Genomic DNA, 25,215 nt, shown 5'->3' on the forward strand with positions numbered 1-25,215 from the left:
TCAGCCCCGCTCCGGCTCCGGCAATCGCGCGGCCACCAGGTCCCACACCACGGTGGCGAGAGCATGTTTGGGCCCTTTGGGAATTTCGACCGCGGAACCGTCGGCGCCGAGCACGACGGCGGCGTTGTCCGGGGTCCCGAACGCGAGATTCGCGCCGACCTGGTTGACCACCAGCAGGTCGCATCCCTTGCGGCGGAGTTTGGCGCGGCCGTTCGCGAGCACGTCGTCGGTCTCGGCGGCGAACCCCACGATCACCGGCGGCATGTTCTCGTCCCCGTCCCGGCGACGATCACACAATTCAGCCAAGATGTCTGGATTTTTCACCAAATGAATGGGTTCGGGCTCGGCATCCGATTTCTTGATTTTCGACTCCGCCTGTACGGCGGGGCGGAAATCGGCGACCGCCGCGGCCATGACGACCGCGTCCGCGTGCGTGGCGGCCTCAAGCACCGCCGCCCGCATGTCGAGCGCGGACTCCACGCGGATCACCTTCACGCCCTCGGGATCGGCCAGCGCCACGTTCGCCGAGATCAGCGTGACCTCGGCCCCCCGCGCCGCCGCCGTCTCGGCCAGGGCGTAGCCCTGCAGCCCGGAGGAGCGGTTGCCGATGAAGCGCACCGGGTCGATGGCCTCCCGGGTCCCTCCCGCCGTGACCACCACACGCCGGGCCGCGAGGTCACCTCGGTCCGACACGCCCCGGCCCAAACCGCCGCTCGCCGGGTCCCCTCGGCCCGGAGCCACAGGACCGAGGTCGGCCTGGCCACCGGAAACCCCGGCATCGGAGGCATGAACCTCGGACACCCCGGCGTCGGAAGCAGGGACGCCGGAAACACCGGCGTCGGAAGCACGGGCATCGGCGACACCGGCGTCTGAGGCATGGACGCCGGAATCCCGTCCGCCGCGGGAACCGGCGTTCGAGGCCAGCACCTCGCGGCAGTACGCGAAGATGTCGGCCGGGTCGGGCAGGCGGCCGCGCCCGGTGTCGGCCCCGGTGAGCCTGCCCACGGCGGGGTCGAGCACGAGCGAACCGCGCTCGCGCAGGGTGGCGACGTTGGCGCGGGTGGCCGGGTGCTCCCACATCTCGGTGTGCATCGCCGGGGCGAACACGACCGGGCAGCGGGCGGTCAGCAGGGTTCCGGTGAGCAGGTCGCCGGCGAGGCCGTGGGCGGCCTTGGCGAGCAGGTCGGCGGTGGCCGGCGCGACCACCACCAGGTCGGCCTCCTGGCCGATGCGCACGTGCGGAACCTCGTGCACGTCGTCCCACACCTCGGCGGACACGGGGTGCCCGGACAGCGCGGCCCAGGTGGGCGCGCCGACGAAACGCAGCGCGTCGCGCGTCGGCACCACGCGCACGTCGTGGCCCGACTCGGTGAACAGCCGCAGCAGCTCGCACGCCTTGTAGGCGGCGATCCCGCCGCCGACGCCGAGAACGACCCGCGGCCGATCGGCGGCGGGCGACGAGCCCCCCGAGGAGCCCCGCGACGAACCCTGAGACGAGCCCTGGGACGGACCCCGCGACGCGCCCGGAGACGGGGCACCGGGAGCGGTCATCGGAGGGTCAGCTTTCCACCGGCTCGGAGGTGAGCAGCCCTTCGGCGACCTCGCGCAGCGCGATGGACAGCGGCTTCTCCTGGGCGTGCGTCTCCACCAGGGGTCCCACGTACTCCAGCAGGCCCTCGCCGAGCTGCGAGTAGTAGGCGTTGATCTGGCGGGCGCGCTTCGCCCCCATGATCACCAGGCTGTACTTGCTGTCGACGACGTCGAGCAGCTGGTCGATCGGCGGGTTGGTGATGCCTTCGGCAACCGGGGCAGTACCTGGCACGTTGTCGTCCCCCATGTCGGTGAGAGCTGTCGGGCGGGTCGCTCACGCCGCGGCGGACCTCCGTCCGGCGAACCGGCTGCGGTCGTGCCAGAGGTGACCGATGGGTGCCGCCGGGCTTCGATCCCGCCGGGCGACCGCTCGCCGTACCCGGACGGCGAATCGATCATCGGACGCTGTGGACCCTCATCAAGGCTATCAGCCGCTCGCACACGTCCTGGACCGATGTGTTGACCAGGGTGATGTCGAACTCCGGCTCGGCGGCCATCTCGACGCGTCCGGCGGCCAGCCGCCGCGCGATCACGTCCTCGGGCTCGGTGCCCCGGCCGCGCAGCCGCTCCTCAAGGACCTGCCAGCTCGGCGGGGCGAGGAAGACCAGCAGGGCCTCGGGCATGGCCGCGCGGACCTGCCGCGCGCCCTGCAGGTCGATCTCCAGCAGCGTGGGGACGCCCGAGTTCAGCCGCTCGATGACCGGCCCGGCGGGCGTGCCGTACCGGTTGCCGGCGAACTCCGCCCATTCGAGCAGTTCGCCGGCGGCCACCAGGCGGTCGAACTCCACGTCGTCCACGAAGTGGTACTCCACCCCGTCGGTCTCGCCCGGGCGAGGCCTCCGGGTGGTCACCGAGACCGACAGCCACACCTCGGGGTGTGTCCGCCGGAGCTCGGCGACGACCGTGGACTTACCCACGCCCGACGGCCCGGACAGGACCGTCAGGCGGTTGCCGGTCGGCCCGGAGAAGCGCCCGTGCACGGATGCCGTCTCCTCCGGGTGGCCGTTGCGGGAGGGAAGCTCACCGGCGCCCGTCTCGAAGCCGTCGCGGGCGGCCCTCGTCGGACCCCCCGCGGCGTGCGCCGCGACGGTCGCGTGAATCCGGCCTTCGCCGGACCAGGACATGCCGGTCACTTCATCCCCCCGTAGACCATCCCCGCTCACGCCGCCTCTCGCGGAGGCGCCGCGAGTGGGACGCTGCCGAACCTACCGGTTCGCACGCACCGCCCACTCACGCGGGGTCGACCGTCCGGTCGGAGCCGATCAGGCCTCGGCCCCGCCGAACTCGCGCTCCAGGGCGGAACGCTGGTTTGCCCCGAGTCCCCGCACACGCCGGGACTCGGCGATACCGAGCCGCTCCATGAGCTGCTTGGCGCGGACCTTGCCCACGCCGGGTAGCGACTCCAGCAACGCCGACACCTTCATCTTTCCGATGACGTCGTCGGCCTGCCCGTCTTTCAGCACCTCAGCCAGAGAAACCGCGCCATGCTTGAGCCGGTTCTTGACCTCGGCACGCTCTTTGCGGGCCTTGGCAGCCTTCTCCAGGGCTGCGGCGCGCTGCTCGGGGGTCAGAGGAGGAAGAGCCACGCCGGGTCACCTCGAATTTCTGTCGATGTACTCGGACGGGAGGGGAAACTAGCTGGTCTTTGGCCTTCAGGCAACGTCAAAGGAGGTTTATCCCCTTACAAAATCTCGTTCATGTCGTTCCGTGACTGGAAATGTACGTTCCGTCTACCAAAAGCCCCCCACCATCCGGATTTCCGGCGGCCTCCGCAGCCCCGCCCGGCGGACGCTCCAGACCCCTCGGCGGGCCGCAGGGCGGCACCGTCGCGCGCCCCTCGGGCCGTCTCCTCGCGAACGCGAGAACCTCCGCCGCGCCCCTCCGACAGGTCCCGGCAAGGCTTTCGACCGGCCCCGCGAGCCCCCGAGAAGGGGGTCGGAAGCGCTCCGAAAGGGCCGTTGAACGCACATCAATAGTCCGATATATCCGAATTTCGAGAACCAATTCGAACCAGGTTCTGGTTACTCTCCGTATCCGGCGCTCGGCTTCGCAGACCCCCGACCCGCCGCTCCGCCACGCCGCCGACGGCCCGCGCCACGGCCTTCCCGGTCCGCCCGAGTCCGGCCCTGGGACGTCATGCGCGCCGTCGGCCAAGGCCCCGGCCCGGCGGACGCGGGCCGGGGTCGGTGAGAGATTTTTCACAAGACAACCCGCGCGAGATAAGGACGCCCGGCTCCGGCCGGGTGGGTCTCCGGGGGCCTCAGAGGCGGGCGGCGGGACGCCACGTCGGGCGAATGCGCCGCGGTGTCGGTGATCGCCCGGACCCGCGCGACGGCCTGCCAGGCCCCCAGAGGGCGCATGGACGGCCGTCGGCGCAAGGGCCCGACGGCATGGTCGTCACCGGCCACCACCGGGACCACATCGGTGATCAGCAGCCGATCGCCAGGGTTCCCCACGGCTCGCCGGAGGCGGCTGTCCAGCGGAGGCGACGACGCGGCGGAGGGCAGCGGCACCGGGTCGGCGGGACCGGCTGCTCAGCGGGGGGCGACGCGGCGGCGGAGGGCGGCGGCGATGCCCGCGGCGGCGGCGCCGGGGTCGGCGGAGCCGGTGATGGGGCGGCCGATGACGAGCAGGTCGGCGCCGGCGGCGAGGGCCTCCTCCGGCGTGGCGACGCGGGCCTGGTCCTGGGTGTCGGCGCCGGCGGGGCGTACGCCCGGGGTGATGAGGGTGATGTCCGGGCCGACCTCGGCGCGGACGTCGGCGACCTCGTGCGGGGAGCACACCAGCGCCTGGGCGCCCGCGCCGACCGCCAGGGCCGCCAGGCGGCGGGCGGCGTCGGTGGCCGGGCCTCGGAGGCCGACCGCGCCGAGATCGTCGGCGGTGAGCGACGTCAGCACCGTCACGGCCGCGATCTGGGTCTGCGGGGCGGCCTCGACGGCGGCGCGGATCATGGCGGCGCCGCCGGCGGCGTGCACGGTGAGGATGGCGGGCTTGAAGCGGGCGACGGCGCGGGTCGCCCCGGCGACGGTGTTGGGGATGTCGTGCAGCTTCAGGTCGAGGAAGACCCGTACGCCGCTCGCCCCGCGCACCGAGGCGATCACGTCGGGGCCGTAGCGCAGGTACAGTTCAAGACCCACCTTCACGGTGCTGACGTGGGGGGTGACCAGGCCGGCCCAGCGGGCGGCGGTCTCCAGGTCGGGCGCGTCCAGCGCGACGGCGATGGGGGCGGGCGTCACAGCGAACTCTCCTCAAGATCGGTACGGCCTCGGGCGCCGGAGCCCGGCGGGCGGTGGGCGAGGCCCACGGCGTCGGCCAGCCGCTCGAAGCCGCGTTTGTGCAGCAGGTCCTCCAGCTCGCGCAGGATGCGCAGGCAGGCGTAGGGGTCGTGGAAGACGGCGGTGCCGACCCCGACGACGCAGGCGCCCGCCAGGATCAGCTCCAGCGCGTCGCGGCCGGTCATGACGCCGCCCATGCCGACGATGGGCACGCCGGGCAGCGCGGCGTGCACCTGCCACAGGCAGCGCACCGCCAGCGGCCGTACGGCGGGCCCGGACAGCCCCCCGGTCCCGGCGGCGAGGGCCGGGCGCATGGTGTCCACGTCGATGCTCATGCCGAGCGGCGTGTTGATCATGGAGAGCGCGTCGGCGCCCCCGTCGACGCAGGCGCGGGCGACGGTCACCACGTCGGCCACGTCCGGCGAGAGCTTGGCGATCACCGGCGTGTCGTACCGGCTGGAGGCGCGGACCGAGGCGATCACCTCGGCGGCGGCGGCGCCGTCTCTGGCGAAAACCCGCCCGCGGTCCTCGACGTTGGGGCAGGATAGGTTCACCTCGATCGCCGTCACGCCGGGGGCGTCGGCCAGCCGCCGGGCCAGCGCGCCGTATTCGGCGACGCTGCCTCCGCCGATGGAGACGATCGTGGTGACGCCGCGCTCGGCGAGCCAGGGCAGCTCGCGGTCGAGGAAGGCGTCGATGCCCGGCCCCTGCAGGCCGACGGCGTTGAGCAGGCCGGAGGGCGTCTCGGCGGTGCGCGGGGTGGGGCGGCCCGATCTCGGGGCCATCGTGATCGTGCGGGTGACCAGCGCGCCGAGCCGGTTCAGGTCGAAGAACTGGGCCAGCTCGCGCCCGGAGCCCGCGCATCCGGCGGCCGTCGTGATCGGGTTGGCGAGTTCGACGTGTGCCAGGTAGGTCCGCATATCAACTGACATGTCGGTTCCCTGTCTGGCCGCCGTCGTGCTGGGCGCGCACGCCCGGCGTCCCTGAAGCACCCGAAGCCCCCGAGGCCCCCGAGGCCCCCGAGGCCCCCGGAGCACCCAAGGCCCCCGATGTCCCGGGAGCGCCCGGAGCGCCCAGGGCATCGAACGGGATCGTGCCGATGTCCTCGAAGCGCACCCGCTCGCCGCGGAACACCGGGCCGTCCACGCACGAGCGCACCATGCGCGTGACCCCGTCCTCGCCGATCACCGGCAGCACGCACGACATGCACACCCCGATGCCGCAGACCATCTGCTGCTCCACCGCGACCTGCACGGGGATGTCGAACTCGATCGCCACCGCGGCGACCCCGCGCAGGGTCGCCATCGGGCCGCACGCGTACACCACGTCGGCGCGCGTGTCGGCGATCACGGCGGGCAGCACGTCGGTCACCCTGCCCCGTACGCCCAGCGAGCCGTCCTCGGTCGTCAGCGTCGTCGTCTCGCCCATGCGCCGGGCGCGCAGCGCGCCGAACACCCGGTCGGCGCTCGCCGCGCCCAGCACGAAGTCGACGCGGCAGCCCCGCCGCTGCAGCAGGTCGGCGAGGGCGAACAGGGTGGCGGTGCCGTACTCGCCGCCGACCAGGACGCAGTTCACCGGGTCGCGGGGCAGCGGAAAGGGGCGGCCGAGCGGGCCGACCAGGTCGAGCGTGTCGCGCGCCTTGCGCTCGGCGAGCCACGCCGTGCCGGGGCCGCGCACGGTGAAGACGAACTCCACCGTGCCGCCGTAGTCGGGCTTGACGTCGTGCACCGAGAAGGCGCGGCGGGCGAGCGTCGAGGACCACGCGCCGCCCACCGCGACGGTGACGAAGTGGCCGGGGCGGAAGCGCTCGGCGATGCCGGGGGCGACGACGGTGAGCGCATGGTAGGCGTCGACGCGGCGCGTCGTCAGCACCGTGCCGGTCACCTGCACCGGACTAGCAGCCGTCTGTCTCACCTCCGCCGGAGCACGCGCCCTCGCTCGCTCGATCTGTCAGCCCAACTTTGCCGTCTGCACTCCCCTCACCGTCAAAGACCCGCCGACGCCGGGCAGGTCAACCTCGATCAACCCCGGAGCCGCCGTGCGTGTTCCTGGAGCGACCGTACGCCCACATCGCCTCTGATCATGGCCTGGATGCCCTGGACCGCCGCGGCGAGTCCCTGCACGGTGGTGACGCACGGGATGCCGCGTAGCACCGCCGCGGTCCGGATCTCGTAGCCGTCCAGCCGCGGGCCGGACTGCCCCGGGCTGCCGAAGGGCGTGTTCACGATGAGGTCCACCTCGCCGTCGAGGATGCGGCGCACCACGGTCGGCTCGCCGTCCGGCCCGGGCCCGTCGCCCTGCTTTCGCACGATCTTGGCATGGACGCCGTTGCGGCGCAGCACCTCGGCGGTGCCCTCGGTGGCGAGGATCTCGAATCCGAGGTCGGCGAGCGCCTTCACCGGGAAGATCATCGCCCTTTTGTCGCGGTTGGCCACCGAGACGAACGCGCGGCCCTTGGTGGGCAGCTCCCCGTACGCGGCGGCCTGGGACTTGGCGAACGCGGTGCCGAACACCTCGTCGACGCCCATCACCTCGCCCGTGGAGCGCATCTCCGGCCCGAGCACGGTGTCCACGCCGTGGAACCGGTTGAACGGCAGCACGGCCTCCTTGACCGCGATGGGGGCGTCCAGCGGCAGCGTGCCGCCGTCGCCCTCGGCGGGCAGCATGCCCTCGGCGCGCAGGTCCGCGATCGTGGCGCCGAGCATGATCCGGGCCGCCGCCTTCGCCAGCGGCACCGCGGTCGCCTTCGACACGAACGGCACCGTACGGCTCGCCCGCGGATTGGCCTCCAGCACGAACAGCGCCCCGGCCGACACCGCGTACTGCACGTTGAGCAGCCCCCGCGCCCCGACGCCGCGCGCGATCGCCTCGGTCGCGGCCCGGATGCGCTTGACGTCGTGCCCGCCGAGCGTGATCGGCGGCAGCGCGCACGCCGAGTCGCCGGAGTGGATGCCGGCCTCCTCGATGTGCTCCATCACGCCGCCGAGGTAGAGCTCCTCGCCGTCGAACAGCGCGTCCACGTCGATCTCGATGGCCTCGTCGAGGAACCGGTCCACCAGGATCGGGTGGTCGTGGTCGCTCACCGCCCGGGTCATGTACGCGCGCAGCGTGTCGTCGTCGTACACGATCGCCATCCCGGCACCGCCGAGCACGTACGAGGGCCGCACCAGCACCGGGTAGCCGATCTCGGCGGCGATCGCCTCGGCCTCGGCGACGCTGACGGCGGTGCCGTGCCTGGGCGCGGCGAGCCCGGCCTCGGCGAGCACCCGGCCGAACGCGCCGCGCTCCTCGGCGAGGTGGATCGACTCCGGCGAGGTGCCGACGACCGGCACCCCGGCGTCCTTGAGCGCCTGCGCGAGCCCGAGCGGCGTCTGCCCGCCGAGCTGCACGATCACCCCGGCGACGGGGCCGGTCGCGGTCTCGGCGTGCACGACCTCCAGCACGTCCTCCAGCGTCAGCGGCTCGAAGTAGAGCCGGTCGCTGGTGTCGTAGTCGGTGGAGACCGTCTCGGGGTTGCAGTTGACCATGACGGTCTCGTAGCCCGCCTTCGCCAGCTCGAACGAGGCGTGCACGCACGCGTAGTCGAACTCGATGCCCTGCCCGATGCGGTTCGGCCCGCTGCCCAGGATGATCACCTTGGGCCGGTCGCCGTGCGGGACCTCGGTCTCCTCGTCGTAGGTGGAGTACAGGTACGGCGTGCGGGCGGCGAACTCGGCGGCGCAGGTGTCCACGGTGTTGTAGACCGGCCGCACGCCGAGCGCGTGCCGCAGCTCCCGGACGACCTGTTCGGACATGCCGCGGATCTCGCCGATCTGCGCGTCGGAGAAGCCGTGCCGCTTGGCCCTGACGAGCGCGTCCGCGGTCAGGTCGCCGGACGCCAGGGCGCGCGCCTCCTCCTCGATGGCGAAAAGCTGGTCGATGAACCAGGGGTCGATGGCGGTGGCCTCGTGCAGCTGCCGGAGGGTCGCCCCGGCCCTGATCGCCCGGTGCATGGTGCGCAGCCGCCCGTCGTGCGGGGTCCGGCAGGCGCTCAGCAGCTCGTCGAGGTCGCCGGGCTCCCGCGACCAGGAGAACGACGTGTCCTTGCGCTCAAGCGATCTGAGGGCCTTCTGGAGCGCCTCGGGGAACGACCGGCCGATCGCCATCGCCTCGCCCACCGACTTCATGTGCGTGGTGAGCGTCTCGTCGGCCCCGGCGAACTTCTCGAACGCGAACCGGGGCACCTTCACCACCACGTAGTCGAGCGCCGGCTCGAACGAGGCCGGGGTCTCGCGGGTGATGTCGTTGGGGATCTCGTCGAGGGTGTAGCCGACGGCGAGCCGGGCCGCGATCTTCGCGATGGGGAAGCCGGTGGCCTTCGACGCCAGCGCCGAGGACCGCGACACGCGCGGGTTCATCTCGATGACGATCATGCGGCCGGTGCGGGGGTCCACGGCGAACTGGATGTTGCAGCCGCCGGTGTCGACGCCGACCTCGCGGATGACCGCGATCGCCACGTCGCGCATGTTCTGGTACTCGCGGTCGGTGAGCGTCATCGCCGGGGCGACGGTGACGCTGTCGCCGGTGTGCACGCCCATCGGGTCGACGTTCTCGATCGAGCAGACGATCACGACGTTGTCGGCCCGGTCGCGCATCACCTCCAGCTCGTACTCCTTCCAGCCGAGGATCGACTCCTCCAGGAGCACCTCGGTGGTCGGCGAGGCGTCGAGGCCCGCCCCGGCGATGCGGCGCAGCTCGGCCTCGTCGTGGGCGAAGCCGGAGCCGGCGCCGCCCATGGTGAAGCTGGGCCGTACCACGACCGGGTAGCCGAGGTCCGCGGCGGCGGCGAGGCACTCGTCGAGGGTGTGGCAGATCGCCGAGCGGGCCGACTCGGCGTTGAGGCCGTGCTCGGCCGCGACCTTGGCGACGACCGCCTTGAAGCGGTCGCGGTCCTCGCCGGCGCGGATCGCCTCGATGTCGGCGCCGATCAGCTCGACGCCGTGGCGTTCGAGGACCCCGGACTCGTGCAGGGCGACGGCGGTGTTGAGGGCCGTCTGGCCGCCGAGGGTGGGCAGCAGGGCGTCCGGCCGCTCCTTCTCGATGATCTTCTCGACGATGTCGGGGGTGATCGGCTCGACGTACGTGGCGTCGGCGAACTCCGGGTCCGTCATGATCGTCGCCGGGTTGCTGTTGACGAGGATCACGCGGAAGCCCTCGGCGCGCAGCACCCGGCAGGCCTGGGTGCCGGAGTAGTCGAACTCGCACGCCTGGCCGATCACGATCGGTCCCGAGCCGATGACCAGGATCGACTCGATGTCCGTACGCCTAGGCATGCGCGCCTCCCCTGCCCTGCTCCATGAGGGCGCAGAACTCGTCGAACAGGCCCTTGGCGTCGTGCGGCCCGGCCGCCGCCTCGGGGTGGTACTGGACGCTGAACGCCGGGTAGTCGAGCAGCCGCAGGCCCTCGACGCAGTCGTCGTTGAGGTTGACGTGGCTGACCTCGGCCCGGCCGTACGGGGTGTCGAACGGGCCGTCCAGCGGCGCCTGTACGGCGAAGCCGTGGTTGTGGCTGGTGATGTGCACCCTCCCGGTGCGCCGGTCCTTGACCGGCTGGTTGACGCCGCGGTGGCCGTAGCGGAGCTTGTAGGTGCCGAGGCCGAGGGCGCGGCCGAGGATCTGGTTGCCGAAGCAGATGCCGAACACCGGCCTGCCCGCCCGCAGCACGCCGGTGACGGCCTCGACGGCGTAGTCGGCCGCCGCCGGGTCGCCGGGGCCGTTGGACAGGAAGACGCCGTCGGGGTCTAGGGCGAGGATGTCGGCGGCGGTCGCGGTGGCGGGCAGCACGTGCACCTCGCAGCCGCGCTCGGCCATGCGGTACGGCGTCATCGCCTTGATGCCGAGGTCGAGCGCGGCCACCCGGTGGCGGGTCGCGCCGTGCGCCTTGACCACGTACGGCTCGGCCGTGGACACCTGGCGGGCGAGGTCCGCGCCGACCATCGAGGGGCTGCGCCGTACGCGCTCGACGAGCTCGTCCACGCCCGCGAGGGCGTCGCCGGAGAACACCCCGGCGCGCATCGCGCCGCGCTCGCGCAGATGCCGGGTGAGGGCCCGGGTGCCGGGCATGGCGATGCCGACGATCCCCTGGGCGCGCAGCTCGTCCTCCAGCGTGCGCCGCGAGCGCCAGTTCGACGGGATGCGCGACGGCTCGCGCACCACGTACCCGGCGACCCAGACGCGGCCGGACTCGGGGTCCTCGTCGTTGACGCCGGTGTTGCCGATGTGCGGCGCGGTCATCGCGACGATCTGGCCGTGGTAGGAGGGGTCGGTGAGGGTCTCCTGGTAGCCGGTCATGCCGGTGTTGAACACCATCTCGCCGAAGGTCTCCCCCACCGCGCCGTACGGCTCGCCGCGGAACGCCCGGCCGTCCTCCAGCACGAGCAGCGCGCTCATTGCAGTTTTCCTTCCAGAACGGTGGGCCGGCCGCGCAGGAACGTGGCCACGACGCGGCCGGGCAGGGTCAGGCCGGTGTAGGGGGTGTTGCGGCTGCGGGAGGCGAAGCCGGACGGCTCCACGCGGCGCGACGCCGAGGGGTCGTACAGGGTGATGTTCGCCACCTCTCCGGGCCGGATCGGCCGTCCGTGGCCGCTCAGGCGGCCGATGGCGGCGGGCCGTGCGGACATGCGGTCGGCGACCCCCGCCCAGTCGAGCAGGCCGGTCTCGACCATCGCCCGCTGCACCACCGAAAGCGCCGTCTCCAGGCCGATCATGCCCATCGCCGCGGCGTCCCACTCGGTCTCCTTGTCCTCGACCGGGTGGGGGGCGTGGTCGGTGGCGACGCAGTCGATGGTGCCGTCGGCGAGCGCGGCGCGCAGCGCCTCGACGTCCTCGCGGGTGCGCAGCGGCGGGTTCACCTTGTAGATCGGGTTGTACGAGCCCAGCGGCGAGGACTCGACGAGCTCGTCGGTGAGCAGCAGGTGGTGCGGGGTCACCTCGGCGGTGACGTTCCAGCCCTTGGACTTGGCCCAGCGCAGGATCTCCACCGATCCGGCGGTGGAGACGTGGCAGACGTGCAGCCGGGAGCCGACGTGCGCGGCGAGCAGGCAGTCCCGGGCGATGATCGCCTCCTCGGCGACGGCGGGCCAGCCGACCAGGCCGAGCCGTCCGGAGACGACGCCCTCGTTCATCTGCGCGCCCTCGGTGAGCCGGGGCTCCTGGGCGTGCTGGGCGATGACGCCGTCGAACGCCTTGACGTACTCCAGGGCCCGGCGCATCAGCACCGCGTCGGAGACGCACCTGCCGTCGTCGGAGAACACCCGCACCCGGGCGGCGGAGTCGGCCATCGCGCCGAGCTCGGCGAGCATGGCGCCGCCGAGGCCGGTGGTGACGGCGCCGACGGGCTGGACGTCGCAGTGGCCGGCCTGGCGGCCGAGCCGCCACACCTGCTCGACGACTCCGGCGGTGTCGGCGACGGGGCTGGTGTTCGCCATCGCGTGCACGGCGGTGAAGCCGCCGAGCGCGGCGGCGGCGGTGCCGGTCTCGACGGTCTCGGCGTCCTCGCGGCCGGGCTCGCGCAGGTGGGTGTGCAGATCGACGAGGCCGGGCAGGGCGATCAGCCCGTCGGCGTCGATCACGTGCGCCGCCGCCTCCGACGCGGCGTCCGGCCCGACGGCGGCGACGACGCCGTCGCGCAGCAGCAGGTCGGCCGCCTCGCCGCCGAGGACCCGCGCCCCCTTGATCAGGTACTCCCCGCCGGTGCTCACTGCTCTCCCCCTTCGAGCGCCGCGCCTCCGAGCAGGAGATACAGCACGGCCATGCGGATGGTCACGCCGTTGGTCACCTGCTCCACGATCGTGGAGCGGGCGCTGTCGGCCACGTCGGCGGCGATCTCCATGCCGCGGTTCATCGGTCCCGGATGCATCACCAGCGCCTCGTCGGGCATCTTCGCCAGCCGGTCGGGGTCGAGCCCGTAGCGGCGGCTGTACTCCCGGGCGGAGGGGAAGTAGGCGGCGTTCATCCGCTCGCGCTGCACGCGCAGCATCATCACCGCGTCCGACTTGGGCAGCACCGCGTCCAGGTCGTAGGAGACCTCGCACGGCCAGGTCTCCACCGACACCGGCAGCAGTGTGGGCGGGGCCACCAGCGTGACCTCGGCGCCGAGGGTGTTCAGCAGCAGCACGTTGGAGCGTGCCACCCGGCTGTGCAGGACGTCGCCGACGATCGTGATGCGGCGGCCGTCCAGCCGCCCGAGCCTGCGGCGCATGGTGAACGCGTCCAGCAGCGCCTGGGTGGGGTGCTCGTGGGTGCCGTCCCCGGCGTTGAGCACGCTGCCGCGCACCCAGGTGGCGAGCCGGTGCGGGGCCCCCGAGGCGCTGTGCCGGATGACGACCGCGTCGGCGCCCATCGCCTCCAGGGTGAGCGCGGTGTCCTTGAGGCTCTCGCCCTTGGAGACGCTGGAGCCCTTCGCCGAGAAGTTGATCACGTCGGCGGACAGCCGCTTGGCGGCGGCCTCGAAGGAGATGCGGGTGCGGGTGGAGTCCTCGAAGAACAGGTTCACCACGGTACGGCCGCGCAGCGTCGGCAGCTTCTTCACCGACCGCTCGGAGACGGCGGCGAGCTCCTCGGCGGTGTCGAGGATGAGCAGCGCGTCGTCCTTGGACAGGTCGGCCGCGGAGATCAGATGACGCCTCATGCGCCCTCCTTCTTGATCAGAACCACGGCGTCGCGGTCGTCGACCTCGTTCAGGTAGACCTTGACGGTCTCGGACTTGGCGGTCGGCAGGTTCTTGCCGACGTAGTCGGCGCGGATGGGCAGCTCGCGGTGGCCGCGGTCGACCAGGGCGGCGAGCTGCACGGCGCGGGGGCGGCCGAGGTCGTTGAGCGCGTCGAGGGCGGCGCGCACGGTGCGGCCGGAGTAGAGCACGTCGTCGACGAGGACGACGACGCGGTCGTCGATCCCGGCGGACGGCAGCCGGGTGGCGCCGAGCGCGCGGGCGGGGCGCAGCCGCAGGTCGTCGCGGTACATGGTGACGTCGAGCGAGCCGACGGGCACCTTGGCGCCCTCGAACTGCTCGATGTGCCCGGCGAGGCGGGCGGCGAGCTGGACCCCGCGGGTGGGGATGCCCAGCAGCACGACGTCGTCGGCGCCCTTAGTGCGTTCCAGGATCTCGTGCGCGATCCGGATCAGCGCGCGGTTGATGTCGGGACCCTCCAGGACCGCGCGGGGTGCCTGGGGCGTAGGACCGGAAGCCGGACCGGAAGCCTGGCCGGAATCGGAGTGGGATTCGTCACGCCCGTCGCGGGCGCCGTCCGGCGCGCGAGGATGATCGTGGGCATGCGGAATGGCATCGGCCAATGAGACGCACCACCTTTCCCGCCTCACGGGACGGGTCTTAAAGGAAGCAGTGATCGCGATCGAGGTCGCCTCGCCGGCCCGCTCCGGTCGGCCCGTTCACGGCGTCCGGCTCGGCGGCCTGTCTCGCCCCACACGTTAGCAGCCCGCAGCGAACGCTCCGCGTCCCGCCCTCGCCGGGCCGTGGGAGGGCGGGACGACGGCGGGTACCCTTCGGACGACTCGGACGACCCCGGAGGCATGCGATGACCTTCCACGTCGACTCGGAGGTGGGCCGGCTGCGCCGGGTCCTGCTCCACCGGCCCGAGCTGGCGCTCAAGCGGCTCACCCCGAGCAACAAGGACGAGCTGCTGTTCGACGACATCCCGTGGGTGGCACGGGCGATCGAGGAGCACGAGGAGTTCCAGCAGGTGCTGCGGGACCACGGCGTCGTCGTCCACCTGCTGGCGGACCTGCTGCGCGAGACCCTGGAGATCCCCGAGGCGCGCGAGCACATCCTGTCCGCGATCGTGGACGAGCGGTGGTTCGGCCCGCTGGCCACCGACGCGATCCGGGCCGTGCTGGAGGCGATGGACGCGCCCACGCTGCAGGAGTACCTGATCGGCGGCATCACCAAGCGCGAGATGGCCGAGCGGGGCGCCGCGCCCAAGAGCCTGGCGTTCCACACGCTGGACCCGGACGACTTCGTGCTGACGCCGCTGCCCAACCACCTGTTCACCCGCGACACCTCCTGCTGGGTGTACGACGGGGTGTCGATCAACCCGATGCGCAAGAAGGCCCGCAGGCGCGAGACCGTGCACATGGAGGCGATCTACCGCTGGCACCCCATGTTCGCCCCCGGGTACGGCCGGCCGGGCGAGGGCGGCTTCCACGTGTGGAACGAGGGCATGGCCAGCGCGCCCGCCACGATCGAGGGCGGGGACGTGATGGTGATCGGCAACGGCGCGGTGCTGGTCGGGATGAGCGAGCGGACCCAGCCGCAGGCGGTGGAGATGCTGGCGCGCAGGCTGTTCGCCGCCGGGTCGGTGCAGCGCATCGTCGCGCTGCGGATGCCGCAGACGCGGGCGTTCATGCACCTGGACACGGTCATGACCAACGTGGACGTCGGCGTGTTCACCAAGTACGCGGGGCTCGGCATGCTGCCGTCGTACACGATCGAGCCGGGGGACAACGACAAGGAGCTCAAGGTCACCGATCATCCGCCCGAGGAGATGCACCGGGCCATCGCCAAGGCGCTTGACCTGGACGACATTGAAATTCTCACCCCGACGCAGGACGTGCGCGCGGCCGAGCGGGAGCAGTGGGACGACGGCTGCAACGTGCTGGCGGTGCGGCCGGGCGTGGTGGTCGCCTACGAGCGCAACACGACGACCAACAACCACCTGCGGTCGCGCGGGATCGAGGTCGTGGCGATCCGGGGCAGCGAGCTGGGGCGGGGCCGGGGAGGCCCGCGCTGCATGAGCTGCCCGCTGGAGCGGGACGCCTGACAGGGGCGTCCCAATCGCGGTCACAAGTCAACCAAACAACATGCAAAAATCGGTACAAGTCAGACTTTTTCGGGGCGAGTTGGCAAGATCGGACCGGACGGGATTCGGGTCTTTTTTCCAATCAGCTTGACCTTGGGCGTCCACACCTTTACCGTCACTGTGCGTAACCGCAACTCGCGACCTTCCCGGGTAAAACCCGACGCAGCGGTCACCGATGGTGCCTCCACCCCTGGCACCGACCCGGTGGTCGGTCTACTCGCGGCAAGGGAGCACAATCTAGTTAGAACAGACAAGAAAGCCGGGGGCCAGACAAATGCCGTCTGATTATGCCAAGTCTCTGGGTGCACGACTCCGCGCCATCCGCACCCAGCAGGGCCTGTCCCTGCACGGAGTCGAAGAGAAGTCCCGCGGTCGCTGGAAGGCCGTGGTCGTGGGCTCCTACGAGCGTGGCGACCGGGCCGTCACCGTGCAGAAGCTGGCCGAGCTGGCCGACTTCTACGGTGTGCCCGTCTCCGAACTGCTGCCGGGCGGAGCGGCGCCGAGCCCGCTCGGCCCGACGCCGAAGCTCGTCATCGACCTGGAGCGCTTGGCGCAACTGCCCAAGGAGAAGGCCGGCGCGCTGGCCCGCTACGCGGCCACGATCCAGAGCCAGCGCGGTGACTACAACGGGAAGGTGTTGTCCATCCGCCAGGAGGACCTGCGCTCGCTCGCCGTCATCTACGACAAGTCCCCCGGCGAGCTGACCGAGGAACTGATCGGCTGGGGCGTACTGGACGCGGAGGCACGCCGCGCCATAGAGACCTTCTGATCGGGTACTCCTGCTGATCGGGGCATCCCCGCGGATCCGTCCGCGGGATCTCTCCTCCCCCTGGTACGGCCACGCCCGACGGTCTGACCTACTCCGGCTCCGGCGAACCTCGCCTCACAGGACTTCGCCGGGGACCCGGCCAGGCCGTCCGGACACGCGCGAAGCCGGTCTGACCGTGATCCGAACCTGCTCCGCGCACGTGACCCGAACGCCCTGTCACCGGTCTGAGCCGCTCCGACCGACCGGGCACCGGTATGGTCACGCCGCCTTGAGCCCGCGCGGCAGAGGACGGACGCCTCAAGGCGCATGTGGCCGTGCCACACAGGACATCGACGATCTCGCGGTGACGCGACCGGAGCCCCGGTCCGCACCCCGAAAGGGAATGCCCCGATCCCGCCCACCTGCGGCTTCGGCCCGGCCCGCCACACGCGACCGGCGGCCGCCCCGTCATCCCGCGAGGGTGATCGGCAGCGCGGGCTGGCCGGGAAGCCCCAGAATCACCTCCACGGTGGTCACGAACCTCTGCGCCTCGGCCGTGAGCTCATCCGCGTCCCTCGCCGACACGACGCGGGTCATGCCGGCCTCGGCCGCGGCCCGCTTGCTCGCGCTCGTCGCGAAGTAGGCCGCCCAGTCGGCCAGCCTCGGCTCGGCCTCCGGCAGCAGCTCCCACGCGCTGCGCAGGCGGCGGCGTCGCCCGTCGATCAGCTTGGGCCGTGCGGCCAGGATCGCGGCGGCCGCACGCAGGGCGGCCAGGTGGGCCGCGACGTAACGCTCGGCCGGGGTGCGCGCGGCGGCTGACTCCGCCAAGCAGGAACGCGCGTCGGCGAGATGGGTGCGCACGGCGCTCGACAACCGTGGCCCGCCCAGATCCTCTGGCTGGTGCTCGGACACAGGCCCTCCTTCGTCGGCCTTTCCTGACGCGGGCGACTCTTCTACCGTGATTCCTCTGGTGATTCCTCGCCTCGCCCGGCCATTTCGGCCTCCTTTGGTGGTGGCGCTTCCCGTGAAGCGCCCCGCTCTGCACACATTCACAGATCCCACCGACAATTTCGCCCCGCCGATGGGCGGCCGGACGAGGAGCTTCCCCTCTCCCCGCCCGGCCCGACGGGTCGTGCCCGAACCGTCTCCGCCGACGACGAGGGGCTCGCCCGCTGGACGCGGGGGTGAGCCGCGAGTCCCACCCCCGCTAGATCGAACATAGATTCGATCACTCCCCGTGTCAAGCGAAACACCAAACACACTTTCGATCAACGCACCCTAAACGCCGCCTGAACCGTCAAGGTCAACGATCAGCGCGGCGATGAAAGACCAGGCGCGCACACGAACACGCCCCTGCCGCCCGGCACAAAAAGGGCCGGCCCGACCGGCCGGCCCTTTAGCCCTTTAGAAGGCCCAGTAGAAGACCCGGTAGAAGACCCGGCGAAGGCCCGGTGAATTGCCTCAGCGGCGGAACTTGCCGCGGACGTGGACGGGGACGCCCGTGCCCAGGAGGTCCGGCAGGACCTCGGCGACGTGCATGGGCAGGCGCACGCACCCGTGGGAGGCCGGGTAGAGCGGGACCGAGTACGCTCCGTGGAGGGCGATGCCGCCGTTGAAGAAGATCGGGTTGTAGAGCTGGCCCAGGTAGGAGCGGTGCCAGCCGGAGCGGCGCCAGGTGGTCTTGTAGTCCCCGGTGGGCGTGCGCGCGTCGCCGCTGAACCTCTGCCGCTTGCCGTTCCACTGCGCCCACTCGACGTAGGGGATGCCGCTGCCCGAGGAGATGTGGCTGATCAGCGTGGGCCGGTTGTTCCGGTACAGGACCATGAGCTGGGTGGTCAGGTTGACCTCCACCCGGTACGGCTTGCCGTTGGGCACCAGCACCCGGGGCGGCTTGGGGTTCTCCAGCGCCCGCCACACCGTGGTGCCGATCTTGCTGGACGCGGGCAGCCCCTGCGCCTTGCGGAACGCCCACACCGCCGTCAGGGTGGCTCCGCCGTACCGGCCGTCGATCTTGCCGGGCAGGTAGCCCAGCTCCTTCAGCCGCGCCTGCAGCTGTTTCACCACCGCGCCCTTGGAGCCCAGTTTGAGCGTGGTCTTCGGCGCGACGAACACGCCCGGATCACCGGGCGCGACCCTGGCGGGGGCGAACGTCACCGCCTGCGGGGCGTGCCGGTCGAGGGCCACGCCCGACGCGGCCTCGGCGGCGGTCGCGCCCGAGGCGATCACGGTCCCCAGCGTGACCAGCACCGCGACGGCCAGCCGACGTGTCCTCGCCAATTCCACCACTCCCTCGCGCGCTCCTCGCGCACTCCTCGCGCCTCGCGCACTTCCTCGCGCCGCATCCTGCGTCCGCGCAACGTAGCGCATTGCCAACGTTGTCTCTTGCGCCGGTCATCTAGCTGTAATCGAATCGCGCAACAAGGTCAATCTGCCTAGAGTTACCGCATGCAGGAAGAGCTGACGCCGAACGTGCGAAAGGTCGCCGACGCGCTGCGTGCGCACGGGCTGACCACCGAGATCGTCGTACTGCCCGACTCCGCGCCGACCGCCGCCGCCGCGGCGGCCCAGCTCGGCTGCGATGTGGGCGCGATCGCGAACAGCCTGATCTTCGACGCGGACGGCGAGCCTCTCCTGGTCCTGACCAGCGGCGCGCACCGGGTGAACACCGGCCTCATCGCCCAGCTCGTCGGCGCGGAGCGGGTGCGCAGGGCCACCCCCGAGTTCGTACGGCAGGCCACCGGCCAGGCGATCGGCGGCGTCGCCCCCGTCGGCCACCCGGCCCCGATCCGCACCCTGGTGGACAAGTGGCTGGCCCGCCACGACCAGGTCTGGGCCGCGGGCGGGCACCCGCACACCGTCTTCCCCATCGCCTTCGACGACCTGGTCCGCATCACCGGCGGAACCCCCGTCGAGGTCGAATAGCGCGCCAAGAGGCGTGACACGTCCGATAAACGACGTTACAGGCGTGGACGGCGTCACGACCGCGCCCTGATACCGTGCGTGGGTGATCGAGCTACGACGCGTCGGTCCGGAGGGCTTCTCCCGAGCGCTGCACAAGGTGATCGATATCTACGCGGCGGCGATGCGTCCTCCGGCCGATCAACTGACCGGGCGCGCCGCCATCATGCGTACGCACGCGTCCTATCCCGGCTTCACCTGCCTGTTCGCGGAGTCGGCCGAGACCGGGATGGTCGGCTTCGGCTACGGCTTCCACGGCATGCCCGGCCAGTGGTGGCACGACGTGGTGCGCCGCGCGCTGGCCGAGCACGCGGGGCAGGAGGCCGCCGAGACCTGGTTCGACGACGCGTTCGAGATCGCCGAGATCCACATCCACCCGGACCACCAGAACCGGGGCATCGGACGCCGCCTCATGCACGTCCTGTGCGAGGGCCGCCCGGAGCGTACGGCCGTGCTGTCGACGCACGACCAGCCCACGGCGGCCCGCCACCTCTACCACAGCCTCGGCTTCGCCGATCTGATCAGCGGTTACGCCTTCCCCGGCGGCTACGAGCACTACGCCATCGTCGGCACCACGCTGCCGCTTCCCGCCGCCACCCCAAACGGCCACTGACGCCCTCAGACGGCCCCTGACGGCCCCAAACGACCCCTGACGGCCACTGACGCCCCTGCGGGATCGCCCCGGCCGCCGCGCCGAGTCGGCACGGCGGCCGGTGCCGTCGGCGGCCGGGCCGATCGACCCCGTCCCGGCCGAGCCGCCGACGGAGCGCGGGCCGACGGCTTCGGGACGCAGGGGTCAGGCTCGCGCCTTGAGCGAGCCGATCACGGGATTCAGGTGCCGGCCATCGCCGGAGCCAGCGCCTGGAAGACCTCGCGGGTCGCGCTGGACCGGTTGAAGGTGATGAAGTGGATGCCGGGCGCGCCCTCGTCCAGCAGCGTGCGGCACATCTCGACGGCGTGCTCGATGCCGAGCTCGCGTACCGCGACGGGGTCGTGCGCGACCGCCTCGAACCGCCTGGCCAGCTCGGGCGGGAACGGCGCGCCGGAGAGCTGCTCGGAGCGCGCGATCGTGCTGTAGTGCGTCACCGGCATGACGCCGGGGATGATCGGCGTGTCGCAGCCCTTCGCCGTCACCCGGTCGCGCAGGCGCAGGTAGTCCTCGGCGCGGAAGAACATCTGGGTGATGGCGTAGTCGGCCCCGGCACGGCACTTGCGCACGAAGTACTCGGTGTCGGACTCGATCGACGGCGAGCGCGGGTGCTTGTACGGGAAGGCGGCCACGCCCACGCAGAACTCGCCGGCCTGGCGGATGAGCCGTACCAGGTCCTCGGCGTACTCCACGCCCTCGGGGTGCTTGATCCACTCCCCCGTCGGGTCGCCGGGCGGGTCGCCGCGGACGGCGAGGATGTTGCGCACGCCCGCCCCGGCGAACCGGCCGATCAGGTGCCGCAGCTCGCGCACCGAGTGGTTGACGGCGGTGAAGTGCGCGACCGGGGTGAGCGTGGTCTCGTGCGCCAGGCGCTCCACGATGTCGACCGTGCGGTCGCGGGTGGAGCCGCCCGCGCCGTACGTCACCGACACGAACGTGGGGCGCAGCGCCTCAAGCTCCCGGATCGCCCGCCAGAGCTGGCGCTCCCCCTCGTCGGTCTTCGGCGGGAAGAATTCGAAGGAGAATGACCGGTCCCCCGACGCGAGCAGATCGCGGACGGTGGGGACTCGGGCGGCCATGCGCGAAGAGCGTCCCAAAGACATGAGCGCCAGGCTACCGGGTCTCGGGCCAAGGACGATCAGGGCGCTCACCAGGTGAGATGCGGCCAACAATAATGTTTTCAATACTATTATCAGAGCTTGTCATGTGAAGACCTGTCGATATGGCCATCGGCGACGGCCCGTTAGTCTCGGAACATGACCGCTTCCGCCAACCCGCTGGATGTCGTCCGCATCGAGGTGGACCGCGCCCTGAGCGCGTTCGTCGGCAGGCACCGCGCCATGTTCGACGACCCGGCGCTCGGGCCCGTGCTCGCCGCGGCCGAGGACCTGCTCGCGGGCGGGAAGCGGCTGCGCCCCGGCTTCTGCTACTGGGGCTGGCGCGGCGCGGGCGGCGGCGACGAGCCGGCCATCTTCACCGCCGCGGCGTCCCTGGAACTGCTGCAGGCGAGCGCGCTCGTGCACGACGACGTCATGGACGCCAGCGACCTGCGCCGCGGCATGCCGGCCGCGCACCGCCGCTTCCAGGCGCTGCACGAGCGCTCCGGCTGGCACGGCTCGGCCGAGCAGTTCGGCGAGGGCGCGGCGATCCTGCTCGGCAACCTCATGCTCGTCTGGGCCGGGGAGATGTGGCGCACCAGCGGCCTGCCCGACGCGTCGCTGGCCGCGGCCGAGGCGGTGCACGACAACATGCTCGCCGAGTTGATGTGCGGGCAGTACCTCGACCTGCTGGAGCAGGCGCACGGCGAGGGCACGTTCGAGGGCGCGCTGCGGGTCGCGCTGTTCAAGAGCGGCAAGTACAGCGTGGAGCACCCGCTCCGGCTGGGCCTGGTGCTCGCCACCCAGCGCGTCGAGCCGTGGATCGACACGCTCTGCGTCGAGTACGGCCAGCAGGTCGGCATCGCCTTCCAGCTCCGCGACGACGTGCTCGGCGTGTTCGGCGACCCGGCGGAGACCGGCAAGCCCGCGGGCGACGACCTGCGGGAGGGCAAGCGCACCATGCTCGTCGCCCGCACGCTCGCCGCCGCCAACCACGCCCAGGCCGAGGTGGTGCGCTCCCATCTGGGCGATCCGGAGCTGTCCGCCGAAGGCGTGGCCCGGCTGCGTCAGATCATCACCGAGACCGGGGCACTGGGCGAGTGCGAGGACATGATCAAGCGCTACCTGGAGTCCGCCCTGGACGCCCTGGAGCGCTCTCCGCTGACCCAGGAGGCCCGCACGGCCCTGGCCGACCTCGCCGTCATCGCCACCACCCGCCGTACCTGAGGCCGCACCTGGACCCCACCTGAGGCCGCACCTCGGGCCGGACCTGAGGCCGGACCTAAGGCCGGACGCAGCCGGGCGGGTCAGGCCGCCGCGAGCCGGCGGGCGAACTCCGCCGCCGCCGCGCCGGGATCCTCCGCCTCGGTGATGGCCCGGACCACCACGACCCGGCGTGCCCCCCAGGCGAGGACGTCGTCGAGGTTGGCCAGGTCGATGCCGCCGATGCCGAACCACGGACGGTCCGTCGGCAGGGACGCGGCGTGTTTCACCAGCGGCGGCCCGGGGGCGGGACGCCCGGGTTTGGTGGGCGTCGGCCAGATCGGCCCGCAGCAGAAGTAATCGACGCCCTCCCGCGTCGAGGCGTCCGTCGCCTCGGCCGCCGAATGGGTGGACAAACCGATCATCGTCTCGGGGCCGACAATGCGCCGGGCGACGTCCACCGGCAGGTCGCCCTGGCCGAGGTGCAGGACGTCGGATCCGGCGGCGTAGGCCACGTCCGCGCGATCGTTGACCGCCAGCAGCGCGCCGTGCCGGTCGCAGGCCGCGCGGAACAGCTCAAGGAGCTCCAGCTCCTCACGGGCCTCCAGGCCCTTCTCACGAAGCTGGACGATGTCGACGCCGTTCGCCAGCACCGCGTCGAGGAACCGCGCCAGGTCCCCCTCGCGACGCCGGGCCCCGGTGCACAGGTACAGCCGAGCGTCAGAAAGCGAGCGCCTGGGCACGCCGCTTCACTTCGGTGTGCCGACCCGCCCTGATCGCGTCGACCGGCGCTCCGGGCAGGGAGTCGTCGGCGGTGAACAGCCAGCGCAGCGACTCGACCTCGTCGTAGCCGGCGTCGGCCAGCACGGTGAGCGTGCCGGGAAGGCCCTTCAGGATGTCACCGTTCCGGATGAAGACCGCCGGGACCTGCGGCTCTCCGCCTTCACGCCGGACCCCGATCAGCTTCCTGTCCCTCAGGAGCTGCTTGGCGCGCCCGATGCTGATACCGAGACGCGTGGCCACTTCCGACAGGGGGAGCCACTCGCCGATGAGCTGGTCCGTCTCCCGGTCGATCTGTACAACAGAAAGCGTCACGCAACCACAATTACCACGGCCGACCGCTTGTCAAACACCCCCGGCATGGTGCGAGAACGCGCGGCGCAAAGGTTTTACCATGCGCGGATAAAAACGCCGATGGGACCATGAATCGCCCCCGGACATCTCGCCCGTACGGCACCCGTTACCCGCGATGGGTGACGTATCAGCCAGCCCACCAGCAACACGGGACAAAGTGTCCGCACGACGGCGACGGTCGCGACGTACGCCGACGCAGCGCCGCTCCCGGCCCGCCCGCCCTTCTCCACACCGTCGAAAGACGCCACCGGCAGTAACGCCGACGACGCCGACGACGACGGCGACGACGGCGACGACGGCGCTCGCGGCGGCGCGACCGGGCGGCATCCGGGCGGCCTCGGCGATCAGGCCGCAAGCAACGCGGAACCCATCACCGAAGCCCACGGCCCTTCCGACCGGCCGCCGACGGCGACGAACCACGTCGGCCCGTCCGGCCCGCGTCCCCGATGCCCGCTCGGCGAAGATCAGCTCAGGACGCAGTCGCGCAGCGTGGTGTCGGGATCGGAGAGCCGGTCCGGATCGACGCGGTGGCGGGCCTCGATGATGCGGCGGCCTTGGACCAGGTCGCGGGGCCGGTCCACGGTGAGGATCGCGGTGAGGACCTCGTCGCCGGGCGGGCCCGCGAGCCAGCAGACGGCCCACTTGGCGTCGGCGGAGGGCTCGCCGCGCGGCAGCATGCGCGCGCCGACGTGGTGGCCGACGTACTGGACCATGCGGCCGAACTGCTCGGACCAGAAGTACGGCACCGGGTCGTAGACCGCGTCCTCGCCGAGCAGGGTGGCCACGGCCGTGTCGGGCGCGCCGAGGGCGGTGTCCCAGTGCTCGACCCGCATCCGGGTGGAGAAGCGCCGGGACCACCAGGCGGCGCAGTCGCCCGCCGCCACCACGCCGGGCAGGGTGGTGCGCAGGTGGGCGTCGGTCAGGACGCCGTCGCCCAGTTCCACGCCGGACCCGCGCAGCCAATCGATCGCGGGCCGTACCCCGACGCCGCTCACCACCACGTCGGCCTCGACGAACGAGCCGTCGGCGAGCGTGACGCCGCCCTCGTCCACGGAGGCGACCTTCGCCTCGAGCAGCAGCTTGATGTCGGCCTCGGCGTACCAGGGGGTGGTGTAGGCCCCGACGGTCGGTCCGAGGGCCGCCGCCAGCGGCGTCGAGGCGGCCTCGATCACGGTCACCTCGCAGCCCTTCTTGCGGGCGGCGGTGGCGACCTCGGCCCCGATCCAGCCCGCGCCCACGACGGCGACCCTGGTCCGCGGGCCGAGCAGGGCGCGCAGGGCCAGCGCGTCGTCGATGGTCCGCAGCACGTGTTGCGGGCCGCCGCCGGGCAGGCGGATCGGCTTCGCGCCGGTGGCGATCACGAGGCCGTCGTAACGCACCTCGCCCGAGGACGTGATGAGCACGCCCTCACGCAGCCCGGTCGCGACGACGCCGGGACGCACTTCGACGCCGACGGCGTCGAAGTCGGAGTCGACGGTGGTGCTGTCGACCTCGCCGAGCAGGACCGCCTTGGACAGCGGCGGCCGGTCGTAGGGACGATGGGGCTCCTCGCCGATCAGCGTGATCGTGCCGCCGAATCCGCGAGCCCGCAAGGCCTCGACACTTCGTAAGCCGGCCAGGCCGGCACCCACCACAACGACATGATTCACACGCCGACCATAGACGGGGATCCCGGTACACGCTAACCGCGATTGGGTAACGGATCCTC

General features: G+C 72.0%; 22 protein-coding genes and 1 pseudogene. 5 read left to right on the forward strand and 18 right to left on the reverse strand.

What is annotated here, in order from left to right; translation table 11 throughout:
• From AB0K60_RS09760 to pyrR, 12 genes and pseudogenes are all read right to left on the reverse strand, one after another.
• Window positions 1-1,551 (reverse strand): bifunctional phosphopantothenoylcysteine decarboxylase/phosphopantothenate synthase, encoded by a 1,551-nt coding sequence (locus AB0K60_RS09760; RefSeq protein ID WP_364050718.1) that lies wholly within the window; start codon window positions 1,549-1,551, stop codon window positions 1-3.
• 7 nt (window positions 1,552-1,558) lie between these two features.
• Window positions 1,559-1,822 carry a DNA-directed RNA polymerase subunit omega gene (rpoZ, locus tag AB0K60_RS09765; protein WP_364050721.1) on the reverse strand — a complete coding sequence of 88 codons (264 nt, stop codon included), beginning with the start codon at window positions 1,820-1,822 and terminating at the stop codon, window positions 1,559-1,561.
• A 163-nt stretch (window positions 1,823-1,985) separates the two neighbouring features.
• Complete coding sequence (gmk, locus tag AB0K60_RS09770) at window positions 1,986-2,714, reverse strand: guanylate kinase (RefSeq protein WP_364050724.1); 729 nt, start codon at window positions 2,712-2,714, stop codon at window positions 1,986-1,988.
• Between the two features lie 138 nt (window positions 2,715-2,852).
• Window positions 2,853-3,176: an integration host factor, actinobacterial type gene (gene mihF / locus AB0K60_RS09775; protein WP_364050727.1), complete on the reverse strand. Its 324-nt coding sequence runs from the start codon at window positions 3,174-3,176 to the stop codon at window positions 2,853-2,855.
• Between the two features lie 948 nt (window positions 3,177-4,124).
• Window positions 4,125-4,826 (reverse strand): orotidine-5'-phosphate decarboxylase, encoded by a 702-nt coding sequence (gene pyrF, locus AB0K60_RS09780; protein WP_364050730.1) that lies wholly within the window; start codon window positions 4,824-4,826, stop codon window positions 4,125-4,127.
• Window positions 4,823-5,797 carry a dihydroorotate dehydrogenase gene (locus AB0K60_RS09785; protein WP_364050733.1) on the reverse strand — a complete coding sequence of 325 codons (975 nt, stop codon included), beginning with the start codon at window positions 5,795-5,797 and terminating at the stop codon, window positions 4,823-4,825. Before AB0K60_RS09785 ends, pyrF begins: the two co-directional genes overlap by 4 nt.
• Window positions 5,798-5,927: 130 nt before the next feature.
• Window positions 5,928-6,755, reverse strand: a pseudogene (locus AB0K60_RS09790) (dihydroorotate dehydrogenase electron transfer subunit); the annotation flags it as partial.
• Between the two features lie 131 nt (window positions 6,756-6,886).
• Window positions 6,887-10,177 carry a carbamoyl-phosphate synthase large subunit gene (carB, locus tag AB0K60_RS09795; RefSeq protein WP_364050736.1) on the reverse strand — a complete coding sequence of 1,097 codons (3,291 nt, stop codon included), beginning with the start codon at window positions 10,175-10,177 and terminating at the stop codon, window positions 6,887-6,889.
• On the reverse strand, window positions 10,170-11,294 hold the full coding sequence (gene carA / locus AB0K60_RS09800) for a glutamine-hydrolyzing carbamoyl-phosphate synthase small subunit (protein WP_364050739.1): 1,125 nt from the start codon (window positions 11,292-11,294) through the stop codon (window positions 10,170-10,172). Before carA ends, carB begins: the two co-directional genes overlap by 8 nt.
• Entirely contained in the window at window positions 11,291-12,604 is a 1,314-nt protein-coding gene (locus tag AB0K60_RS09805) for a dihydroorotase (RefSeq protein ID WP_364050742.1), read from the reverse strand. Before AB0K60_RS09805 ends, carA begins: the two co-directional genes overlap by 4 nt.
• Window positions 12,601-13,533 carry an aspartate carbamoyltransferase catalytic subunit gene (locus tag AB0K60_RS09810; RefSeq protein ID WP_364050745.1) on the reverse strand — a complete coding sequence of 311 codons (933 nt, stop codon included), beginning with the start codon at window positions 13,531-13,533 and terminating at the stop codon, window positions 12,601-12,603. The genes AB0K60_RS09805 and AB0K60_RS09810 overlap by 4 nt, the downstream gene beginning before the upstream one ends.
• On the reverse strand, window positions 13,530-14,195 hold the full coding sequence (gene pyrR / locus AB0K60_RS09815) for a bifunctional pyr operon transcriptional regulator/uracil phosphoribosyltransferase PyrR (RefSeq protein ID WP_364050748.1): 666 nt from the start codon (window positions 14,193-14,195) through the stop codon (window positions 13,530-13,532). The genes AB0K60_RS09810 and pyrR overlap by 4 nt, the downstream gene beginning before the upstream one ends.
• A gap of 242 nt (window positions 14,196-14,437) precedes the next feature.
• Between pyrR and AB0K60_RS09820 the strand changes: the two genes are divergently transcribed.
• On the forward strand, window positions 14,438-15,679 hold the full coding sequence (locus AB0K60_RS09820; protein WP_364050751.1) for an arginine deiminase: 1,242 nt from the start codon (window positions 14,438-14,440) through the stop codon (window positions 15,677-15,679).
• 313 nt (window positions 15,680-15,992) lie between these two features.
• Window positions 15,993-16,487, forward strand: a complete 495-nt coding sequence (locus AB0K60_RS09825; protein ID WP_364050754.1) for a transcriptional regulator — start codon at window positions 15,993-15,995, stop codon at window positions 16,485-16,487.
• A gap of 447 nt (window positions 16,488-16,934) precedes the next feature.
• On the opposite strand, the gene AB0K60_RS09830 is transcribed toward AB0K60_RS09825, so the two are convergent.
• Together AB0K60_RS09830 and AB0K60_RS09835 are read right to left on the reverse strand one after the other, a co-directional pair.
• Complete coding sequence (locus AB0K60_RS09830) at window positions 16,935-17,378, reverse strand: SAV_6107 family HEPN domain-containing protein (protein WP_364050757.1); 444 nt, start codon at window positions 17,376-17,378, stop codon at window positions 16,935-16,937.
• 549 nt (window positions 17,379-17,927) lie between these two features.
• Complete coding sequence (locus AB0K60_RS09835) at window positions 17,928-18,743, reverse strand: L,D-transpeptidase family protein (protein WP_364050760.1); 816 nt, start codon at window positions 18,741-18,743, stop codon at window positions 17,928-17,930.
• 168 nt (window positions 18,744-18,911) lie between these two features.
• Between AB0K60_RS09835 and AB0K60_RS09840 the strand changes: the two genes are divergently transcribed.
• Both AB0K60_RS09840 and AB0K60_RS09845 read left to right on the forward strand, forming a co-directional pair.
• On the forward strand, window positions 18,912-19,388 hold the full coding sequence (locus AB0K60_RS09840; RefSeq protein WP_364050763.1) for a YbaK/EbsC family protein: 477 nt from the start codon (window positions 18,912-18,914) through the stop codon (window positions 19,386-19,388).
• Window positions 19,389-19,470: 82 nt separating this feature from the next.
• On the forward strand, window positions 19,471-20,037 hold the full coding sequence (locus AB0K60_RS09845; RefSeq protein WP_364050766.1) for a GNAT family N-acetyltransferase: 567 nt from the start codon (window positions 19,471-19,473) through the stop codon (window positions 20,035-20,037).
• Between the two features lie 218 nt (window positions 20,038-20,255).
• Here the strand turns inward: AB0K60_RS09845 and metF are convergent, their stop codons facing one another.
• Window positions 20,256-21,176: a methylenetetrahydrofolate reductase [NAD(P)H] gene (gene metF / locus AB0K60_RS09850; protein WP_364050769.1), complete on the reverse strand. Its 921-nt coding sequence runs from the start codon at window positions 21,174-21,176 to the stop codon at window positions 20,256-20,258.
• Between the two features lie 153 nt (window positions 21,177-21,329).
• Here metF and AB0K60_RS09855 point away from each other — a divergent pair, with 153 nt between their 5' ends.
• The gene (locus AB0K60_RS09855) at window positions 21,330-22,397 is read left to right on the forward strand and encodes a polyprenyl synthetase family protein (RefSeq protein WP_364050772.1); all 1,068 of its coding nucleotides are present in this window, start codon (window positions 21,330-21,332) and stop codon (window positions 22,395-22,397) included.
• Between the two features lie 80 nt (window positions 22,398-22,477).
• Here the strand turns inward: AB0K60_RS09855 and thiE are convergent, their stop codons facing one another.
• The 3 genes from thiE to AB0K60_RS09870 all read right to left on the reverse strand — a co-directional run bounded on the left by thiE (window position 22,478) and on the right by AB0K60_RS09870 (window position 25,156).
• Window positions 22,478-23,116, reverse strand: coding sequence for a thiamine phosphate synthase (gene thiE / locus AB0K60_RS09860; protein WP_364050775.1), 639 nt, complete (start codon window positions 23,114-23,116; stop codon window positions 22,478-22,480).
• Window positions 23,094-23,468, reverse strand: coding sequence for an Rv2175c family DNA-binding protein (locus AB0K60_RS09865; RefSeq protein ID WP_364050778.1), 375 nt, complete (start codon window positions 23,466-23,468; stop codon window positions 23,094-23,096). Before AB0K60_RS09865 ends, thiE begins: the two co-directional genes overlap by 23 nt.
• A 503-nt stretch (window positions 23,469-23,971) precedes the next feature.
• The gene (locus AB0K60_RS09870) at window positions 23,972-25,156 is read right to left on the reverse strand and encodes an FAD-dependent oxidoreductase (protein ID WP_364050781.1); all 1,185 of its coding nucleotides are present in this window, start codon (window positions 25,154-25,156) and stop codon (window positions 23,972-23,974) included.
• Between the last annotated feature and the right edge of the window lie 59 nt (window positions 25,157-25,215).

Source organism: Thermopolyspora sp. NPDC052614 (genome assembly GCF_040678635.1).
GTDB lineage: Bacteria > Actinomycetota > Actinomycetes > Streptosporangiales > Streptosporangiaceae > Thermopolyspora.

Excerpts from the sequence above, each read along its gene's own strand:
- AB0K60_RS09785 (WP_364050733.1), bottom strand. The coding sequence starts at position 5,797 with ATGTCAGTTGATATGCGGACCTACCTGGCACACGTCGAACTCGCCAAC.
- AB0K60_RS09810 (WP_364050745.1), bottom strand. The coding sequence starts at position 13,533 with ATGAGGCGTCATCTGATCTCCGCGGCCGACCTGTCCAAGGACGACGCG.
- metF (WP_364050769.1), bottom strand. The coding sequence starts at position 21,176 with ATGTCTTTGGGACGCTCTTCGCGCATGGCCGCCCGAGTCCCCACCGTC.
- carB (WP_364050736.1), bottom strand. The coding sequence starts at position 10,177 with ATGCCTAGGCGTACGGACATCGAGTCGATCCTGGTCATCGGCTCGGGA.
- AB0K60_RS09760 (WP_364050718.1), bottom strand. The coding sequence starts at position 1,551 with ATGACCGCTCCCGGTGCCCCGTCTCCGGGCGCGTCGCGGGGTCCGTCC.
- AB0K60_RS09840 (WP_364050763.1), top strand. The coding sequence starts at position 18,912 with ATGCAGGAAGAGCTGACGCCGAACGTGCGAAAGGTCGCCGACGCGCTG.
- AB0K60_RS09855 (WP_364050772.1), top strand. The coding sequence starts at position 21,330 with ATGACCGCTTCCGCCAACCCGCTGGATGTCGTCCGCATCGAGGTGGAC.
- carA (WP_364050739.1), bottom strand. The coding sequence starts at position 11,294 with ATGAGCGCGCTGCTCGTGCTGGAGGACGGCCGGGCGTTCCGCGGCGAG.
- gmk (WP_364050724.1), bottom strand. The coding sequence starts at position 2,714 with ATGTCCTGGTCCGGCGAAGGCCGGATTCACGCGACCGTCGCGGCGCAC.
- AB0K60_RS09825 (WP_364050754.1), top strand. The coding sequence starts at position 15,993 with ATGCCGTCTGATTATGCCAAGTCTCTGGGTGCACGACTCCGCGCCATC.
- AB0K60_RS09820 (WP_364050751.1), top strand. The coding sequence starts at position 14,438 with ATGACCTTCCACGTCGACTCGGAGGTGGGCCGGCTGCGCCGGGTCCTG.